Raw genomic sequence first — 17827 nt, forward strand, 5'->3', positions numbered from 1 at the left:
CCGCCTTCCGCGGAAATGATCGCCTGTGAAAAGACATTCATAGTCTAAATCAGCAATTGTTCATTTATACTCTGAAAATATGATCAATAACAGTATAATAAATATACCTATTTGAATAGAAAGGAAGAAATTCATGTCACTATTAGAAATTAAAGATCTGACCGGTGGGTATACGAGACGGCCGGTGTTAAAAGAGATCAGCCTAGAAATGGAGCACGGCAAAATTGTCGGCTTAATCGGTTTAAACGGAGCCGGTAAAAGTACGACCATTAAGCATATTATCGGTCTGATGGAACCGCACAAAGGTACTGTGGCAATTAATGGACTGCAGCTTAAGCAGAATGCTGATGAATACAGAAAGCAATTTTCCTATATACCTGAGGCGCCGATTTTATATGATGAATTGACGCTTGAAGAACACTTAAGAATGACCGCTATGGCATATGGCATTTCAGAAAAAGAGTATGAACAGAGAGTGCCTGATCTGCTTAAAAAATTCCGGATGGAAGGGAAGCTGAAATGGTTTCCGGCTCACTTTTCAAAAGGGATGAAACAGAAAGTGATGATTATGTGTGCGTTTCTAATCAACCCGAGTCTCTACATCATTGATGAACCTTTTGTCGGGCTGGATCCACTTGCCATTCAGTCGCTTCTTGATCTGATGGAGGAAATGAAGGCAGGTGGAGCAGGAATTTTAATGTCTACGCATATTCTTGCGACTGCGGAGCGGTACTGTGATTCATTTATTATCCTGCATGATGGAGAAATCCGGGCGCGCGGGTCGCTAGAAACACTAAGACAGGAGTTCAGCATGCCTGAAGCAACACTTGATGATATTTATATTCAGCTGACAAAGGAAGAGTCCAATGAAACACGTTCATGATCTCTGGTCATCGAGACTGTCTGACTACCAAAAAGAACTACAGAAATATATGCGCTACATCTTTAACGGGCACCTGATGTTTGTCCTGATTTTCGCAGTTGGTGGCGGGGGCTATGTATACAGCAACTGGGTCAGCACCCTTGATGAGACATTTCCTTCAGGGATCTTAATTGCCGCTGTCATTGGGCTTGCTGTGACGATGAGTCCTGTTTATACGTACCTGCAGGAGCCTGATAAAGTGTATCTGACACCGCTTGAAGGGCGGATGAAGCGGTATTTTGTGAATGCGCTTGTATCAAGCTTCTTTTTTCAGTCATATATCGTGCTCGTCCTGCTGGCTGCTGCCATGCCATTATATGTGCAGACAACAGGCGCAGCGTTTTCAGATTTCGTATGGCTGCTCGGCATGATTCTTGTCCTTAAAGGTTGGAATCTGATCATGAGATGGATCATGTTAAGGTATCAGGAACCTTCCAATCATTATATAGATCTTGGCATCAGAGCCATTCTGAATATTGCTTTTCTGTGGTCAGTATTTGCAGACGTACCTGCATTTCTTTCGATTCTCATTGCTGTCCTGATGATCGGCTATCTGATGGCATTCATGATGCTGACAAAAGAGAAGTCGTTAAAATGGGAATTACTGATTGACCTTGAAAATGCGAGGCTGCACCGTTTTTACCGCTTTGCGAATCTGTTCACTGATGTTCCGCATCTGAAAGGACAGGCTAAGCGCAGAAAATGGATGGATCCTTTCCTGAAGACACCGGACCTGAATCCTGTGGCTACATACAGTTACCTGTATACAAGGACGTTCCTGCGCTCTGACGAATATTTCGGCCTGTGGGTAAGGCTGACGATTATTGCAGGTATCATTATCGGAGGTGCGGATAACCTCTGGCTTAAGGTAATGACAGCACTGTTATTCATTTATCTGACAGGATTCCAGCTGATTCCGCTGCTGAAAAAGCATGAATTGAAGATCTGGCCGGATCTGTATCCAGTAAGTGGAAGTCTCCGTCATGATTCTTTTAAAAAGCTGCTGATGAGAATTCTGATCGTACAGGCAACCGTGTTTACAATCATCAATCTTGTAAAGCTTGATCTTTACGGCGCTGGTATTACAGCTGCTGCTTCAGTTGCATTCGTGATTGTCTTTGTGTCTATGTATGTACCTGCTCAAATCAAGAAGCATCATATAAAGTAGAAAAAGCTGCTCCTCATCGGGAGCAGCTTTTTCTTATGGATTAATCTTCGTTATGATACTGAATGGCCGCATTGCCAAGCGTTTTCGCTGCAATGAGCATTGCTTTTTCATTGATATCAAATTTTGGATGGTGGTGTGGATACGGAACGTCTATTCCTTCAGGCTTGGCACCGGTAAAGAAGAAAGTGCCTGGTCTGTGTTCAAGATAGTAGGCAAAATCCTCCCCGCCCATCTGCATTTCACTTTCAACTGCTGTAACACCAGGCATTTCATTAACCACCCGTACAAGGTAGTCTGTTTCTTTTTCATGGTTTACAACTGCAGGGTATCCTCTGACGTAATCATATTCATATGTGCAGTCTGTTGAAATACATGTACCTTCTATAATCCGCCCGATTTCTTTTTCAACCAGATCACGGACTTCAGGGGCAAATGTTCTTGCTGTACCAATCAGCTTTGCAGAATCTGCAATGACATTGAATGCATTTTCAGCAACAAATGAGCCGACAGATACTACCGCTGATTCAACTGGATTTACACGTCTTGACGCGATCTGCTGAAGGGATGTAACAAGCTGTGAACCGGCTACGACCGCGTCCTTTGTTTTATGCGGCTGTGCACCGTGGCCGCCTGCACCCTGGATCTTGATTTCAAACCGGTCAGCTGCTGCCATGATCGGGCCGGTGCGGTATTCAATATGACCAAGCTCACCGGTTACCCAGAGGTGTGTACCGAATACAGCGTCCACGCCATCGAGACAGCCGTCTTTGATCATGCTGATTGCCCCGCCCGGCGCATATTCTTCCGCATGCTGATGAATCATCAGATAAGTACCCGGCAATTCTTCTTTTATCATATAAAGTGCTTTTGCCAGGTGAAGAAGCGTTGCTGTATGCCCGTCATGTCCGCATGCGTGCATCTTTCCGGAAATTTTAGATTTATAAGGAACATCTTTTTCATCCTCGATTGGAAGCGCATCGAAATCAGCCCGTAAAGCGACAGTTTTACCAGGCTTTCCGCCTTTGATTACAGCTGTTACCCCATTTCCTCCGACACCGGTTTTTACCTCAACACCAAGTTCTTTGTAAAAAGCCTCTATTAAAGCAGGTGTCTCTTTTTCCTCAAAAGAAAGCTCAGGGTGCTGGTGAAGGTGACGGCGAAGTGTAACCATATCATCGTAGTAGGAATCTAACAGTGAAAAAAGTTTTTCATTCATATGTATGCTCCTTTCGTAATCAAACGGTTTAATGATGACTCAGTATATCACGGTGCCCGAATTTTTTCACTCTTTTGACGACTCACCCGATACTATATAATGGTAGTAAGCAGGGAGGAGGGGAATCACGTGAAAAAATGGTTTTATCCACTTGCAGCTGTGACATTTGCTGCAGCTGTTTTATTGGTGATTAATTTGGATGACGGATTAAGCGGTATTGATCAATTCGGTGCTGAATTCTTCAGTGAACTGGACTTTTTATTATTTTTTGGCTTTCTTGGCGGGGAATGGTTTTTAGCTATTGTCAGTATTGCAGCAGTACTTTACTTATGGTTCAGACGGAATCATTATCTTGGAATGATGATTGTCCTGCTTGCAGTAGGCGGAGGCAATTATCTGAATAGACTGATCAAAACGCTGACTGAAAGGCCACGGCCTGATGGGCTTGAAGAAGGTTTCAGTTTTCCAAGTGGTCATGCAATGGTCAGTATGATCGCAGCCATTGTCATTATTTATCTGATTACTGAAAAGTCAGGGGACGCAGCAGGGCAGGCGCTCATGTTTGCAGTTGGAATATTCATTTCTATTCTTGCAGGAGTGAGCAGACTGCCTGAAGAGTCACACCATTTTACAGATGTCATCGGCGGGTGGCTGCTCGGCTATACGTACGCCATTCTTTGTCTGGTTGTGTATGAACACCTGATGAAAAGGCGTGCCGCAGCCTTCTCGCGCGACTGAATATAAAAAGAGGATGAGACGCCGTCTCATCCTCTTTTTTACTGATTTTATTGCTCAGTCTGTCCTACATATTTCGTCACAAACGACGAGCGCGGGAAGATCGTTTTCTGATGATCAATACCTTCTGACGTCCCGCGTTTAGCGTGCGCTTTGTTATATGACTGAGACGTTTGCCAGTCATTAAATGACTTTTCGTCATCCCATTGCGTCAGGATAACATACGTATCTGAATCTACAGGTCTCAAAACCCGTATCGCAATAAAACCAGGCTCTTCTTCAATCAGGCCTGCACGGTTTTTAAAGCGGTGTTCAAAAACAGGACGCCCCTCATCTGAAACAGGAATATTATTAAAGACAAAAAAGCCGTTTTCAGTCAGTTGTCCTGACTCGTCAAACACTTCATATTTTCTCGGCTCATTGAAAAGAGTATCTCCTTCTGTTTCGTGTACTAACAGCGCGGTATCTTCACCTAGCATCTGAACCATTGTTTCGTTTGGGTTTTCCTCCTGAAACTTATGTAAAAAATCAGGCGTCCCAAAAGTCATATACACTTTCTTCATCACAATTCCTCCCCGTGTCATTTATGTTGCTTACAAGTTTAATTTCAATTTTACGCTGACTACAATTCTATTTATACCCTTTTTCAATCCTGTTAACCATTACAAAAGCTATTCCTGAAGGAGAAAAGAGGAGATTTTATGACATTTACCGGTGTCTGGTATACACTGATATAGAAAAGGGCTATAGTTAAAAACGGATATCAGGAGCGTAGAAAAATTAGTAGAATTCTGTTAAAAAACCAGCACATTTGAAAGGTGGATTACACTCGTTATGAGTTCATTCAATGATACATTTTTAAAGGCAGCAAGAGGAGAGGCAGTCTCGCACACACCTGTCTGGTATATGAGGCAGGCGGGCCGCTCCCAGCCTGAATACCGCGCAATTAAAGAGAAATACTCTTTATTTGAAATCACCCACCAGCCGGAGCTTTGCGCGTACGTAACAAGACTGCCGGTCGAAAACTACGGGGTGGATGCAGCGGTACTTTATAAAGACATTATGACGCCGCTCCCTGCACTCGGCGTGGATGTTGAGATCAAGTCAGGCATTGGTCCTGTTATTCATAATCCGATCAAATCCGTTCAGGATATTGAAAAGCTTGGCATGATCGAGCCTGAAGAGGATATACCTTATGTGCTTGATACAATTAAACTACTGACGACTGAACAGTTAAACGTGCCATTGATCGGCTTTGGCGGGGCACCATTTACACTGGCTAGCTATATGATCGAAGGCGGTCCATCAAGAAATTATCATAAGACAAAGGCATTTATGTATCAGGAAACAACTGCCTGGCATGCATTGATGGATAAGCTTGCTGAAATGACGATCCGGTACACAACTGCACAGGTTAAAGCGGGAGCGGGTACAATTCAGATGTTTGATTCATGGGTAGGTACGTTAAACGTTCAGGACTACCGCACATATATTAAGCCGCATATGGAAAAAATCTTTGCAGCACTAAAAGAGCTCAATATACCATTAATTATGCACGGCGTTGGTGCAGCGCATCTTGCAAAAGACTGGAATGATCTTCCGCTCGATGTGGTTGGCCTTGACTGGAGACTGTCGATTGAAGAAGCGCGTGAAAAAGGCGTAACGAAAACCGTTCAGGGTAACCTTGATCCGTCACTTTTACTTTGTGACTGGGATATCATTGAAAAGCATGTAAAACCAATTTTAGATGCAGGGATGAAGCATCCTGGACACATCTTTAACCTTGGTCACGGTGTGTTCCCTGAAGTACAGCCTGACACACTGAAAAAGCTGACGGCATTTGTACAGGAATATACTGCCCGCTAACACATTTAAAAAGCAAATCAATGGAAAGCTTAAGGGTTTGTTTGCTACAACAGTATAGAAGCACAAATTTTGCTAATGAGGTGGAATAGACATGTCAAAGAAAAAAATGGGACTTTTAGTAATGGCTTACGGTACACCCTATACAGAAAGTGATCTTGAGCCTTTTTACACACATATCAGGAGAGGCAGAAAACCATCTGAAGAACTGCTTGAGGATTTAAGAGACCGTTATAATGCGATTGGTGGTATCTCACCACTTGCACGTATTACAGAAGAACAGGCGCATGCGCTGACTGCACGACTAAACGAAGTACAGGATGATATAGAATTCGTTATGTATCTCGGATTGAAGCATATTGAACCATTTGTAGAAGATGCAGTGGATGAAATGAAAAAGGACGGGATTGAAGAAGCAGTATCAATCGTACTGGCACCACACTTTTCATCGTACAGCGTAAAATCTTATAATAAGCGTGCAAAAGACCGTGCTGAAGAAATCGGCGGACCATCCATTACTTCTATTGAAAGCTGGTATGATGAGCCGAAATTCATCCAGTACTGGACTGAAAAAGTTAAAGACACATTTGACAGTATGACAGATGAACAGCGTGAAAAAGCTGTGCTGATCGTATCAGCGCACAGCTTACCTGAAAAAATCCTTGCAGGGGGTGATCCATACCCTGACCAGCTAAAGGAAACAGCCGACATGATTGCAAAGCATGCAGGCGTTAAAAATTATGAAATCGGCTGGCAGAGTGAAGGGAACACACCTGACCCATGGATCGGACCTGACGTTCAGGACCTGACGAAGGATCTGCATGAACAGCACGGCTATACTACATTCGTTTATACACCGGTAGGATTCGTATCTGATCACCTTGAAGTACTTTATGATAACGACTATGAGTGTAAAGTCGTCACTGACGAAATCGGCGCTGACTATTTCCGTCCTGAAATGCCGAACACACAGCCGTTATTTATCGACGCAATGACAGATAAAGTGATGAAAACATTAGGTTAATTTTATATTGAAAATCCAGTTTACAGAAAGTGATGATTACTGTGACACAGTCAAAGCGGAAAATTGTTATTGTTGGCGGCGGGATTACAGGTCTTGCCGCAGCATACAGAGCGCAGGAAAAAATAAATAACGAACAACTGGACGCAAGCATTACAATCATTGAAGCCAACCATCGTCTGGGCGGGAAAATTCAGACAGTAGTACAGGATGGATTTGTCATTGAGCGCGGTCCGGATTCATTTCTTGAGCGCAAGAAAAGCATGGGGCGGCTGATTACAGATGTTGGTCTTGATCACAAGCTTGTACCTAATGCGACAGGCCAGGCATTTATTTTAGTGAATGATAAGCTTCATCCGATGCCTGGCGGCGCGATCATGGGTATACCAACTCAAATCAAGCCTTTTCTGATCACAGATCTGATCTCACTGACTGGTAAGCTGAGAGCTGCCGGAGACTTTGTGCTGCCTAAATCAGATCATCAGCAGGATCAGTCTCTCGGCACGTTTTTCAGAAGAAGACTTGGAAATGAAGTGGTTGAAAACCTGATTGAACCTTTATTATCCGGCATTTATGCAGGGGATATTGACCAGATCAGCCTTCAATCCACTTTTCCACAGTACGGGAAGCTTGAACAGGATCATAGAAGTCTGATTGCAGGTATGAAAAAAACCTCTCCTGCAGCGAAAAGAAAGCCCGGTGATAAAAAGCAAAGTATGTTCCTGACGTTGTCGACAGGTCTTGAATCACTTGTTGAGAAACTGGAGTCACTGCTTACAGACTGTGAGATTCTGAAGGGTACCAGGGTTGAATCAATCAGGCGTGGGGAGAAATATACGTTATCATTAAACAGCGGGACTGAAATTGAAGCAGATTCAGTGATATTCACTGTGCCTCACTATACTGCAGGAGCGGTTTTCGGAGAATCAGGACTATTAAGTCAGATCGAAGAAATTCCGGCTACATCTGTTGCAACAGTTGCCATGGCTTTTGATAAGGGTGAAGTAGAGGATATTCTTGATGGTACAGGGTTTGTTGTATCACGGAATAGCGATTATACAATTACAGCATGTACCTGGACTCACAGGAAGTGGCCCCATACAATCCCTGATGGTAAAGTGCTGCTCAGGTGCTATGTAGGCCGCGCAGGGGATGAAACGGTTGTAGATCTGTCTGATGACCAGATTGAGAAAATCGTGATTGATGATTTAAACAAAATTATTAAGGTGAAAAGTAAGCCTGATTTCACCATCGTCACCCGCTGGAAAAAAGCAATGCCACAATACACAGTCGGTCACAGAGAACGAATGGCTGATGTAAGAGCTAAGCTTGAACAAAGCTATCCTGGTGTTTATCTCGCTGGTGCTTCCTATGATGGAATCGGCCTGCCTGATTGTATTGACCAGGGGGAAGCCGCAGCTTTTAAAGCACTTACTTTTATAGAACAATAAAAAAAGCGCCAATTGGCGCTTTTTTTATTATTGTGTCCCTGCACACTTGCTGCAGACAGTTGTATAAGCTTCAGCCTGCTCTTCCATATGTTCTCCACAAGATGCACATTTCTTTGGTGGCAGGTTTCTGAAGAATTCCATTACGTTTTCAAGCATAATCATCAGCCTCTCTTTTATGTTTTGTACTAGTACTAATTTGTTGTTAAATGTATTGTATTATAACAGAAGGTTAAAAGTCAAGGAATATTCTGAAAAAAAGAAGATGAGTGAAAAGAAATTTTTTTTGAAGTATAGTAAGAGGTAGAAAACGCATAAGAGGAGGCTTTTGACATGCAGGTAACTGTTGTGGGATTTTGGGGAGGCTACCCGGCTGCAGGTGAGGCGAGTACCGGTTATTTGATTGAAGAAGATGATTTTAAGCTGTTACTCGATTGTGGAAGTGGTGTACTAGCACAGCTCCAGCGCTACATTGCACCTGAAGAGCTTGATGCAATGCTGATCACTCACTACCATGCTGATCACACAGCTGATATCGGTGTGCTGCACCATGCACTGCTGATTCAGCACTTTCTGCAAAATAAAGATTTTCACGTGAAAGCATACGGGCACACAGAGGATCAACAGGGCTTTGACATGCTCGAGTATAAAGATCAGATGAGCAGTGAAGCATATCATCCTGAGCAGGCACTAGAAACGGGTCCTTTTACAATCACCTTTTTAAAAACAACGCATCCTGTGCCGTGTTATGCTGTACGTATCGAGAGCAAGTCAGGTACGATGGTATTTACAGCAGACTCCGCTTATCAGGAGTCATTTATTCCTTTTGCAAAGAATGCTGATCTGCTGATTGCAGAGTCAAATTTTTATAAAGGAATGGATGCATCAGGGGCAGGGCACATGACCAGTACTGAAGCTGCAGAAATCGCGCGTCAGGCCGGAGTGAAAACACTGATGTTGAGTCATCTTCCGCATTTTGGTGATCTGACTCAGCTGCTTAATGAAGCTCAGGAAGTATACAGTGGTGAAACACTGCTCGCATCATCAGGACTGACCATTACATATCAGGGAGGAAAATCACATGTTATTCATCGATAATAAAGGAATTACAGATCCAAAAATTAACCTTGCAATTGAAGAGTATGCATTAAAAAATTTAAATGTAGAAGAAGAATCTTATCTGTTGTTCTATATTAATAAACCATCAATTATCATTGGTAAGAACCAGAATACAATAGAAGAAATTAATACAGATTACGTTGAAAAAAATAATATCCAGGTTGTTCGCAGACTTTCAGGCGGAGGAGCAGTGTATCACGATCTTGGAAACCTGAACTTCAGCTTTATTACAAAGGATGACGGCGAGAGCTTTCACAATTTTAAGAAGTTCACTGAGCCGGTTGTCGATGCACTGAAACAGATTGGTGTGCCTGCAGAATTGAAAGGAAGAAATGACCTGCTGGTCGGAGAAAGAAAGATCTCAGGTAACGCTCAGTTCTCTACAAAAGGAAGAATGTTCAGCCATGGGACGCTTATGTTTGATTCAGAAATCGATAACGTTGTTTCGTCACTTAAAGTCAGAAAAGACAAGATCGAATCAAAAGGAATCAAATCAATCAGAAGCCGTGTAGCTAATATTTCTGAATTTCTTGAAGAAAAAGTAACGATTGAAGAGTTTAAACAGCTCATTCTGCGTCACATATTCGGCAGTGAAGAAGAAATTAAAGAATATGTACTGACTGAAGAAGACTGGAAGAAGATCCATGAACTGTCTGAACAGCGCTATCAGCAGTGGGAGTGGAACTTCGGAAAATCACCAAAATTCAACCTGCAGCATTCGCACAGATTCCCAGTCGGCAGCATTGATGTACGCCTTGATGTAGAAAAAGGCAGTATTGAAAACTGCAAAATCTACGGCGACTTCTTTGGAGTGGGCGATGTAAGCGAAGTGGAACAAAAACTGATCGGTACACGCTATGAGCGCGCAGAAATTGATAAAGCGCTTGAAGGTGTGGACCTGAAACATTACTTTGGAAATGTAGATCGTGAAGAGTTTATTGATTTACTGTATTAAGTTCGCTTTAAAAGACTGAGACATACATTGTCCAGTCTTTTTATTTATTCACAATGAAAGCGTTATCTTGATTACCTATCGTCACTCCGTTATAATTAGTGTGAATATTCGCTTCTTTGTGATCTTAAATGAATGACTGTTCATTCACAAATGGCGGACATATAACCAAACGTAAAAGGGGATGGATTGGTTGAATTTATCAGATCGTTTACAGGAGGCTGCTGAGCAGTTTGCCGGCAAAACCGCCTATCATTTTCTGGATCAGTCAGCTACATATGCTGAATTGAATGGCGCTGTGAATAAAATGGCAAATTACTTTGACAGTATCGGCATCAAAAAAGGGGATCATGTTGGACTGTTACTCGGAAACTCACCACATTTTATCATTGCGATGTATGCTGCACTCAGAACGGGTGCAACAGTAATCCCGATTAATCCAATTTATACGCCAGACGAAATTGCCTACATCATCCGTGATGGCGATGTTAAAGCAATTGTCGCACTTGATCTGCTGCTGCCGCTGATTGAAAAAGCACATGCGGCACTGCCTTCAGTTTCTGATTATGTCGTTTGCGAAACAGAACAGGGAACAGCTGAAAAGCTTGAAGCACTTCCTGAAGAAGTTAGAGGGAAAGTCATTACTTTTACACAGGCAATCGGTACACAGCAGCCTGTATTTAAAGGACCTGAATTAAATGAAGATGATACTGCTATCATTCTTTACACTTCAGGTACAACAGGGAAGCCAAAAGGCGCTATGCTTTCGCATAAGAACGTCTACTCAAATGCGAAGGATGTTGCTGAATACCTTAATATCACCATGGATGACCGCGTCGTTACAACCCTTCCGATGTTCCATGTATTTGCGTTAACAGTTGTGTTAAATGCACCGCTGATCAACGGCGGAACAATGTTGATTGTACCAAGATTCAGCCCGAAAGATGTATTTGATGTTGTTGAAAAACATAAAGCAACCGTATTTGCAGGTGTGCCTACAATGTATAATTTCCTGCTTCAATATCCTGAAGCGGACAGTAACAGTTTTGAAAGTGTACGTCTCTGCATTTCAGGGGGAGCATCACTGCCTGTTGCGCTGCTTGAAAACTTTGAAAATAAATTCAATGTCAGAGTTTCAGAGGGTTACGGCCTGTCTGAAGCTGCCCCTGTTACATGTTTTAACCCGCTTGACAGTGACCGTAAAGCCGGATCCATCGGTACATCGATTACAAATGTTGAGAATAAAATCGTCAACGAACTGGGCGAAGAAGTCCCAGTTGGTGAAGTGGGCGAACTGATCGTAAAAGGCCCTAATGTTATGAAGGGCTATTACAAAATGCCTGAAGAAACAGAAGTGACAATCCGTGGCGGCTGGCTATATACAGGCGACCTTGCCAAGCAGGATGAAGAAGGCTATTTCTATATCGTTGACCGTAAAAAAGATATGGTCATTGTCGGCGGCTACAACGTGTATCCGCGTGAAGTGGAAGAAGTCCTTTACACGCATCAGGCTGTAGTTGAAGCAGCAGTCGTTGGTGTCCCGGATCCAAACTTCGGTGAAGCCGTGCATGCATATGTTGTACTAAAAGACGAGTCTGTCACAAAGGATGACCTGCTGGCATTTTGTTCTGAGAAGCTTGCGAAGTACAAGGTGCCTACAGTGGTTGAATTTATTGAAGAGTTACCAAAGAATACAACAGGTAAAATTTTGAGAAGAGCATTGCGTGATCAGGTGAAGCAGTCTTAGAGCTGGTCGTGCATAATGGGAGACAGGGGAGCCTGTCTCTTTTTTGTGTTTTAGCTTGAGGTTTTTTTGCTGCAGAAAAAATTAATTAGTGAGGGGAATAACCCGAAAGGTGATTGAAAAATGTAAAGGTGATGGAATCCCGCGAGACGAAAGTGATCTGGAACGAATCAATCCAAAACGTGATAGATTAATCCGTATTGCTGAGCGAAAAACATAAAAGAGGCCCAAATAATTGCTCTATGCCAGCCGCTCACCACCCACCGCAGCCCAAACAAAAACACTCCGCCGATCCCGGACGGAGTGATTTCATCAACTACCCTACATATTCGGCTTTTTATACCCTGCGAAAAATCTCAGAATCAAATTAAAAGGAAACAGAATCGGATAACCTGCAACATCCGCTTTTCTTAAAAACTCAATAAATGAAAGCTTTACCTGGCGCTGCTGCTGAATTTTTTCTTTATTTCCGCGTAAGGTCACTCTGTAGCCATCTTCAAGTCCTTCAAGCTTTGCCTCAAAAGGTCCCTTTGAGCTTTTGCGTTCGCGTTCTACTTTTGGTTCTTCCATCATGTTATTCACTCCTCATAGTCAGTCTGGATTTTTTTAGATAATGCTGCTACCCGCAGCAGACCGAATAAGGCAATCACTCCGGCACCGCCGGCAATCAGCCATTCTTCGAGAAAAATTGCGCCGTGAAGGGCAGTAAATGGAACCAGTGTGAAGTACACTGTTTCTCTTCTTCTGCCTGCAAGGTCTTTCATACGGCTGTCTTTTTTGCGGTATGCTTCCATTGATCGTCTGTAGCGTTTCGGTTCTTCAAGCGCATCCAGTATTTTTGAAGGGACTGACAGGTAAGGCTGAATGGTTCTCAGCACAGTCTGTCCGATATTACCTTCACCGCCGCGGTCAGATGCCCATCGGACAATAGTTGGACGGGCCATTTCGATAAAGTCCGCCTCTGGATAAATCGAATAAATAACGCCTGTAAACGTGGACAGTGCTCTGCCGAAGAATGCAAATTCAGTTGGCAGCTGGATCGGCTGGGTTCTGACAATGTCCTGAACATCTTCAAGTAGCTTTTCCATCATCAGGCTTTCCCCATCCTGCCAGTCACCACTTTTATACACTGCAACAACTCTTTCCACTAATTCTTCTAAAATGTCCTTATCTGCTGAAGGAAGAAGAAACTTCATATCTTCAAGCGCTCCGACTACTTCACCATAACGCTCAAAAATGACCCCCTCAACCGCACGTTGTACAGCTTCTGCATCATTTTTGCGGATGACGCCAACCATACCAAAGTCAATCAGTACAATTGTGCCGTCCGATTTAATTAGAATATTGCCGCCATGCGGGTCTGCATGAAACATTCCTTCATTTAACAGCTGATCTACAAATAACAGAAGTAATCTTTCTGCAAGATCCTTGCGATTCAAACGGTTTTTATCAAGGAAGGAGAGATCCGTTATTTTTGAACCTTCTATCCACTCCATGACGAGTACTCGGCGGGTTGTATACTCTTCATAGTATCTCGGAACAATAACGCCTTCAGTGTCCTTAAAGCGTTCTCCAAAAGCCACACCATTTTGCAGCTCTTTTTTAAAATTGAGTTCATCACCAATGACATTAACCATTTCGCTGTACAATGCATTAAGGTCAGCCTGCTTCCCGAACTTCGTAAATTTCTTAGCGAGCCAGATGACGATCTTCATTGCTTTAAAATCGGTCCGGATAATATAGTCAATCCCCGGCCGCTGAACTTTTATTGCAACAGAATCACCGTTATGTAGCCATGCGTGATAGACATCTCCAATAGAGGCGGAAGCTACGGGCTTTTCTGAAATTTTGTGGACCATTTCCCCATAATCTGTATTCCATTCGTCTTCAATGACTTCTTTTGCTTTTTCCCATGGAACTGGGGGAACACGGTCAGTTAAACCTTCAAGCTCAATAATAAAAGAGCGTGGCATAATATCAGCCCTGGTAGATAGAAATTGGCCGACTTTAATCATGAGCCCTTCAAGCTTTAATGCAGTCTGTTTATATTCCCTGGCCTGTTTGCCGGCAAGGTCTGACCATTTCTTTTCAACAGTCGGATCCCATCTTCCGCGGTATCTGCGGTTGAAAAAATACACCTGCAGAAAAAACTTAACAGCCATTGTTACAATTTTATAAATGCGGTAAGCAGCTACTTTTTTCGTCACAAACACCTTCTCTCATGCCTTCAATCAGCTAATTACAGTTTACCACGCGGGCTTAAAATTAAACGGCTATGAATGTGCAGGAAGCGTGAACGAGTGCTACAATATGTAAATGAAAGTGCTTACATCATTTGAGGAGGATTCAGTCATGGAAACGATCAAACTTGAACAGAAAAGTGGCATTGCAACGATCACGCTAAACCGTCCGGAATCAATGAATGCATTTAACTATCAGATGTTGTCAGAGCTTGGGCAGACAGCAGAAGCCCTGAGAATTAATCCTGATGTCAGGGTCGTTGTGATTAGGGGAGCGGGGGATAAAGCATTCAGTGTCGGGGCTGATCTTAAGGAAAGAAAAACCCTTACTGAACAGCAGGTAAAGCGGAACATTTATAAAATTGGAGAGGTTTTCAGTACGATTGAAGCACTGCCGCAGCCAGTGATTGCCGAGATTAACGGACACGCTTTTGGAGGCGGAATGGAGCTTGCACTGGCGTGTGATTTCAGAGTAGCCGACAGCGCAGCGAAAATGGGACTGACAGAGACAAGTCTGGCGATTATTCCAGGGGCAGGAGGCACACAACGGCTTCCAAGAATCGTTGGGGAAGCGAAAGCGCTGGAACTGATTCTGACGGCCAAACGGTTTACAGGGGAAGAAGCATATGAATATGGTCTGCTGACAAAATCTGTTGACCATGTCACACTGCATGATGAGGTAATGGCGCTCGCTGAAGCCATGCTTGCAAATGGACCAATCGCACTTCAGCAGGCAAAGTACGCAATTAAAGCCGGTATGAATGCGGATCTTCAGACAGGATTAAAGATTGAAAGAAAAGCTTATGAGATTACGATCCCGACAGAGGACAGAGTGGAAGCGCTGATTGCATTTTCTGAGAAGAGAAAGCCTCAGTTTAAAGGGAAATAAGGTGAAAAAGCAGGGGAACCTGCTTTTTTATTTTTTATTTCGTGAATGGAATTTTTCCACTGTGCTTGTGAGTCAAATATAGTAAAATGATTTTATTGTCATCGTGACTGATAAATTGGTTTGTAAGGAATAGGAGGTACATAGATGCAAATGGCTGCAGTCAGTGAACAGAAATCAGGTTTCAGAGCAGGGATGAAAGCAGGTACCAGTATCGCAGTCGGCTATTTGCCTGTCGCACTTACATTTGGCCTGCTGGCAAAAACGACCGGGCTTACTTTATTTGAATCAGTATTAATGAGTCTGCTTGTTTTTGCGGGGGCTGCACAATATATTTCACTATCACTGATCGCAGCAGGTGCAGGAGCTGCTGTGATTATCTTTAATACATTCATCGTTAACATCCGGCACTTTTTAATGTCGGCTTCTTTAAATGAAAAGATGGAGCCTGAAACGCGTGCGAAGAAATCGATCTATGCGTTCGGTCTGACTGATGAAACCTTTACTGTTATTGCGACCAGGGAAGGGAAAACCACTACAGGCTTTGCATTCGGTGTTATGCTGGTTGCGTATGGGAGCTGGGTTGTAAATACCGGGATCGGTCATGTCATCGGTGCGAGTCTTCCTGAATTTCTCCAGCAGTCCATGTCCATTGCCCTTTATGCAATGTTTGTCGGTCTATTAGTTCCTTCTCTGAAAAAAGAAATGAAGGTTGTCTACCTTGCTGGACTCGCTGCAGTATTAAACAGTGCATTTACATTAAGCGGTCTGCTTGATACAGGGTGGGCGATTGCTGCATCAACGCTGATTTCTGCTATCGCAGTAGAAGTGATGATGGGTCTCAGGAAAGGGGCTGAGCTGGAATGAATATGATTTGGATTATCATTGGGATGGCGGTTGTTACGTATATCCCGCGGGTACTGCCACTGACTGTACTTGAAGGGAAAGAACTCAATCCGTTTTTTCAGGGTGTATTGAAAAATATTCCTTATGCAGTGTTAGGCGCACTCATTTTCCCTGGTATTTTATTTATACAGGACGATATCTGGTTTGGTATTGCCGGCGCAGCCGCTGCATTTACACTGGCATTTCTCGGTGCGGATGTGATGTTTGTCGTTCTTGGTTCTATTGTGTTCCTATCTGTCTATATGCTGATAGGCGGCTAGCGGATTAATTTTTCTTCAATCAGGGAAAACATAAGGGCAGTCAACGGATCCTATGTGTCTTTTGGAGGAGAAAGAGATGTTTAAAAACAGAATAAAATATGCAGGAAGCCGCTTTTTTAAAGAAGGCTATTATGATCATGCTGCACAGACAGCTTATTATTTTATGCTGTCATTATTTCCTTTTTTAATCATGGTTGTTTCAAGCACCAGCTTTTTACCGTTTACATCGAATGACCTGATTGAAGTGATCAGACCGTATGCCCCTCAGGAAACGTATGGACTGATTGAATCAAACTTAACAGCGATTCTTGATTCAGGACAGGGAACGATTATTTCAATCAGTTTTCTGTCAACGATGTGGCTTGCTTCAATGGCCATTCAATCACTGGTCCGGTCATTAACGGATATTTATAAAATTAAGAAGAGAGAGAGCTACTTGAAGGGTCTGGTCAGCGACTTCTTCTTAACCATTGGCTTTGCACTGATTTTACCACTGACGATCTTGATTCCTTTAGTGGAAAATGTGGTTCAGCGAATCGCAGAAGAAACCTTTTTATTTGAGGCCGGCTGGCTTGTACTATGGACGCCAATCAGATGGGGAATTGGAACTGTTATATTATTTATCTTCTTCTGGGTGCTCTACAGGCATTTACCTAAGCACGGATTGTCGTGGAAGGACGTACTTCCCGGTGCAATATTCGCAGTGATTTTCTGGCAGCTGATCTCTGAAGGGTTTTCTTTATTTGTCGGGTACGGTAATTACAGTCAGCTTTACGGTCAGCTGGCATCTGTCGTGATTATGATGATCTGGTTCTATCTGACAGCTGCTGTATTGCTGTTTGGTGCTTTATTAAATGTGTATGGTAAGGAAGGTAAGGAAAGGGGAAATGAGTAATGTCAGCTGTTGTATTGTTTGATGGTGACTGTAATGTGTGTGATTGGAGCGTGCAATTTATTATGAAGCACGACCGCGCCGGCTACTTTCACTTTGCTTCACTGCAAGGGGAAGTCGGACACAAAATGCGGACGACATTTGATGTTCCGCCTATGATTGATTCTGTCCTGCTGGTTGAACAGGACAGGCTATATACGAAATCTGACGCTGCGCTGAGAATCTGCCGGTCACTTGATGGTCCGGTGAAGTTTTTATCACTGCTGCTGATTGTGCCGCGGCCGATCCGTAACCTGGCGTATGATTCCTTTGCAAGAAACAGATTTCACTGGTTCGGGAAAAAGCAGGCCTGTAAACTGCCGACACCTGAAGAAAGACGCAGACTGCTTGATTAGTCTGCGTTTTTTAAATGAATTTCAAAAACCGTGCCGGACCATTCCTTCGCTTTCCGCGGA

General features: G+C 43.3%; 19 protein-coding genes. 14 read left to right on the plus strand and 5 right to left on the minus strand.

The annotated features are described in order from the left end of the window. The first annotated feature begins 133 nt into the window (after positions 1-133). Together DH10bf12_RS10270 and DH10bf12_RS10275 are read left to right on the plus strand one after the other, a co-directional pair. Complete coding sequence (locus DH10bf12_RS10270) at positions 134-883, plus strand: ABC transporter ATP-binding protein (protein ID WP_471735210.1); 750 nt, start codon at positions 134-136, stop codon at positions 881-883. After that, positions 867-2090, plus strand: a complete 1224-nt coding sequence (locus tag DH10bf12_RS10275) for an ABC transporter permease (RefSeq protein ID WP_471735211.1) — start codon at positions 867-869, stop codon at positions 2088-2090. Before DH10bf12_RS10270 ends, DH10bf12_RS10275 begins: the two co-directional genes overlap by 17 nt. A gap of 40 nt (positions 2091-2130) precedes the next feature. On the opposite strand, the gene DH10bf12_RS10280 is transcribed toward DH10bf12_RS10275, so the two are convergent. Beyond that, entirely contained in the window at positions 2131-3306 is a 1176-nt protein-coding gene (locus tag DH10bf12_RS10280; RefSeq protein ID WP_471735212.1) for a M20 family metallopeptidase, read from the minus strand. Positions 3307-3435: 129 nt separating this feature from the next. Here DH10bf12_RS10280 and DH10bf12_RS10285 point away from each other — a divergent pair, with 129 nt between their 5' ends. Then, positions 3436-4044, plus strand: coding sequence for a phosphatase PAP2 family protein (locus DH10bf12_RS10285; protein ID WP_471735213.1), 609 nt, complete (start codon positions 3436-3438; stop codon positions 4042-4044). 47 nt (positions 4045-4091) lie between these two features. On the opposite strand, the gene DH10bf12_RS10290 is transcribed toward DH10bf12_RS10285, so the two are convergent. Further along, on the minus strand, positions 4092-4604 hold the full coding sequence (locus tag DH10bf12_RS10290; protein WP_471735214.1) for an antibiotic biosynthesis monooxygenase family protein: 513 nt from the start codon (positions 4602-4604) through the stop codon (positions 4092-4094). 271 nt (positions 4605-4875) lie between these two features. Here DH10bf12_RS10290 and hemE point away from each other — a divergent pair, with 271 nt between their 5' ends. The 3 genes from hemE to hemY all read left to right on the plus strand — a co-directional run bounded on the left by hemE (position 4876) and on the right by hemY (position 8376). After that, positions 4876-5907 carry a uroporphyrinogen decarboxylase gene (gene hemE, locus DH10bf12_RS10295; RefSeq protein WP_471735215.1) on the plus strand — a complete coding sequence of 344 codons (1032 nt, stop codon included), beginning with the start codon at positions 4876-4878 and terminating at the stop codon, positions 5905-5907. 91 nt (positions 5908-5998) lie between these two features. Continuing rightward, a complete protein-coding gene (hemH, locus tag DH10bf12_RS10300; protein WP_471735216.1) occupies positions 5999-6928 on the plus strand; it encodes a ferrochelatase in 930 nt (309 codons plus the stop codon). Positions 6929-6969: 41 nt separating this feature from the next. After that, positions 6970-8376: a protoporphyrinogen oxidase gene (hemY, locus tag DH10bf12_RS10305; protein ID WP_471735217.1), complete on the plus strand. Its 1407-nt coding sequence runs from the start codon at positions 6970-6972 to the stop codon at positions 8374-8376. A 27-nt stretch (positions 8377-8403) separates the two neighbouring features. Here the strand turns inward: hemY and yhfH are convergent, their stop codons facing one another. Further along, positions 8404-8532: a protein YhfH gene (gene yhfH, locus DH10bf12_RS10310; RefSeq protein ID WP_082029158.1), complete on the minus strand. Its 129-nt coding sequence runs from the start codon at positions 8530-8532 to the stop codon at positions 8404-8406. Positions 8533-8706: 174 nt separating this feature from the next. Between yhfH and DH10bf12_RS10315 the strand changes: the two genes are divergently transcribed. The 3 genes from DH10bf12_RS10315 (at position 8707) to DH10bf12_RS10325 (ending at position 12191) form a co-directional block, all read left to right on the plus strand. Beyond that, complete coding sequence (locus DH10bf12_RS10315; protein ID WP_471735218.1) at positions 8707-9471, plus strand: MBL fold metallo-hydrolase; 765 nt, start codon at positions 8707-8709, stop codon at positions 9469-9471. After that, positions 9455-10447, plus strand: coding sequence for a lipoate--protein ligase (locus DH10bf12_RS10320; protein WP_471735219.1), 993 nt, complete (start codon positions 9455-9457; stop codon positions 10445-10447). Before DH10bf12_RS10315 ends, DH10bf12_RS10320 begins: the two co-directional genes overlap by 17 nt. A 190-nt stretch (positions 10448-10637) precedes the next feature. Further along, on the plus strand, positions 10638-12191 hold the full coding sequence (locus DH10bf12_RS10325) for a fatty acid--CoA ligase family protein (RefSeq protein ID WP_471735220.1): 1554 nt from the start codon (positions 10638-10640) through the stop codon (positions 12189-12191). 318 nt (positions 12192-12509) lie between these two features. Here DH10bf12_RS10325 and DH10bf12_RS10330 read toward each other — a convergent pair whose 3' ends face one another. Next, positions 12510-12761, minus strand: coding sequence for a hypothetical protein (locus DH10bf12_RS10330; RefSeq protein WP_471735221.1), 252 nt, complete (start codon positions 12759-12761; stop codon positions 12510-12512). Between the two features lie 5 nt (positions 12762-12766). Next, on the minus strand, positions 12767-14395 hold the full coding sequence (locus DH10bf12_RS10335; protein WP_471735222.1) for an ABC1 kinase family protein: 1629 nt from the start codon (positions 14393-14395) through the stop codon (positions 12767-12769). Positions 14396-14540: 145 nt separating this feature from the next. On the opposite strand from DH10bf12_RS10335, the gene DH10bf12_RS10340 reads away from it, so the two are divergent. The 5 genes from DH10bf12_RS10340 to DH10bf12_RS10360 all read left to right on the plus strand — a co-directional run bounded on the left by DH10bf12_RS10340 (position 14541) and on the right by DH10bf12_RS10360 (position 17767). Next, entirely contained in the window at positions 14541-15317 is a 777-nt protein-coding gene (locus tag DH10bf12_RS10340) for an enoyl-CoA hydratase-related protein (protein ID WP_471735223.1), read from the plus strand. A gap of 144 nt (positions 15318-15461) precedes the next feature. Beyond that, positions 15462-16181, plus strand: a complete 720-nt coding sequence (locus DH10bf12_RS10345) for an AzlC family ABC transporter permease (protein WP_471735224.1) — start codon at positions 15462-15464, stop codon at positions 16179-16181. Further along, positions 16178-16480 (plus strand): AzlD domain-containing protein, encoded by a 303-nt coding sequence (locus DH10bf12_RS10350; protein WP_471735225.1) that lies wholly within the window; start codon positions 16178-16180, stop codon positions 16478-16480. The genes DH10bf12_RS10345 and DH10bf12_RS10350 overlap by 4 nt, the downstream gene beginning before the upstream one ends. Before the next feature lie 76 nt (positions 16481-16556). After that, a complete protein-coding gene (locus DH10bf12_RS10355) occupies positions 16557-17375 on the plus strand; it encodes a YihY/virulence factor BrkB family protein (RefSeq protein WP_471735226.1) in 819 nt (272 codons plus the stop codon). Beyond that, on the plus strand, positions 17375-17767 hold the full coding sequence (locus tag DH10bf12_RS10360) for a thiol-disulfide oxidoreductase DCC family protein (RefSeq protein ID WP_471735227.1): 393 nt from the start codon (positions 17375-17377) through the stop codon (positions 17765-17767). Before DH10bf12_RS10355 ends, DH10bf12_RS10360 begins: the two co-directional genes overlap by 1 nt. Positions 17768-17827 lie beyond the last annotated feature (60 nt).

It is taken from the genome of Jeotgalibacillus sp. 10bf12, from assembly GCF_055597105.1.

What these genes read in the sequence shown, in the direction of transcription:
- DH10bf12_RS10270 (WP_471735210.1), top strand. Translation starts at nt 134, where the DNA reads ATGTCACTATTAGAAATTAAAGATCTGACCGGTGGGTATACGAGACGG.
- DH10bf12_RS10275 (WP_471735211.1), top strand. Translation starts at nt 867, where the DNA reads ATGAAACACGTTCATGATCTCTGGTCATCGAGACTGTCTGACTACCAA.
- DH10bf12_RS10280 (WP_471735212.1), bottom strand. Translation starts at nt 3,306, where the DNA reads ATGAATGAAAAACTTTTTTCACTGTTAGATTCCTACTACGATGATATG.
- DH10bf12_RS10290 (WP_471735214.1), bottom strand. Translation starts at nt 4,604, where the DNA reads ATGAAGAAAGTGTATATGACTTTTGGGACGCCTGATTTTTTACATAAG.
- hemE (WP_471735215.1), top strand. Translation starts at nt 4,876, where the DNA reads ATGAGTTCATTCAATGATACATTTTTAAAGGCAGCAAGAGGAGAGGCA.
- hemH (WP_471735216.1), top strand. Translation starts at nt 5,999, where the DNA reads ATGTCAAAGAAAAAAATGGGACTTTTAGTAATGGCTTACGGTACACCC.
- yhfH (WP_082029158.1), bottom strand. Translation starts at nt 8,532, where the DNA reads ATGCTTGAAAACGTAATGGAATTCTTCAGAAACCTGCCACCAAAGAAA.
- DH10bf12_RS10315 (WP_471735218.1), top strand. Translation starts at nt 8,707, where the DNA reads ATGCAGGTAACTGTTGTGGGATTTTGGGGAGGCTACCCGGCTGCAGGT.
- DH10bf12_RS10320 (WP_471735219.1), top strand. Translation starts at nt 9,455, where the DNA reads ATGTTATTCATCGATAATAAAGGAATTACAGATCCAAAAATTAACCTT.
- DH10bf12_RS10330 (WP_471735221.1), bottom strand. Translation starts at nt 12,761, where the DNA reads ATGATGGAAGAACCAAAAGTAGAACGCGAACGCAAAAGCTCAAAGGGA.
- DH10bf12_RS10340 (WP_471735223.1), top strand. Translation starts at nt 14,541, where the DNA reads ATGGAAACGATCAAACTTGAACAGAAAAGTGGCATTGCAACGATCACG.
- DH10bf12_RS10345 (WP_471735224.1), top strand. Translation starts at nt 15,462, where the DNA reads ATGCAAATGGCTGCAGTCAGTGAACAGAAATCAGGTTTCAGAGCAGGG.
- DH10bf12_RS10350 (WP_471735225.1), top strand. Translation starts at nt 16,178, where the DNA reads ATGAATATGATTTGGATTATCATTGGGATGGCGGTTGTTACGTATATC.
- DH10bf12_RS10355 (WP_471735226.1), top strand. Translation starts at nt 16,557, where the DNA reads ATGTTTAAAAACAGAATAAAATATGCAGGAAGCCGCTTTTTTAAAGAA.
- DH10bf12_RS10360 (WP_471735227.1), top strand. Translation starts at nt 17,375, where the DNA reads ATGTCAGCTGTTGTATTGTTTGATGGTGACTGTAATGTGTGTGATTGG.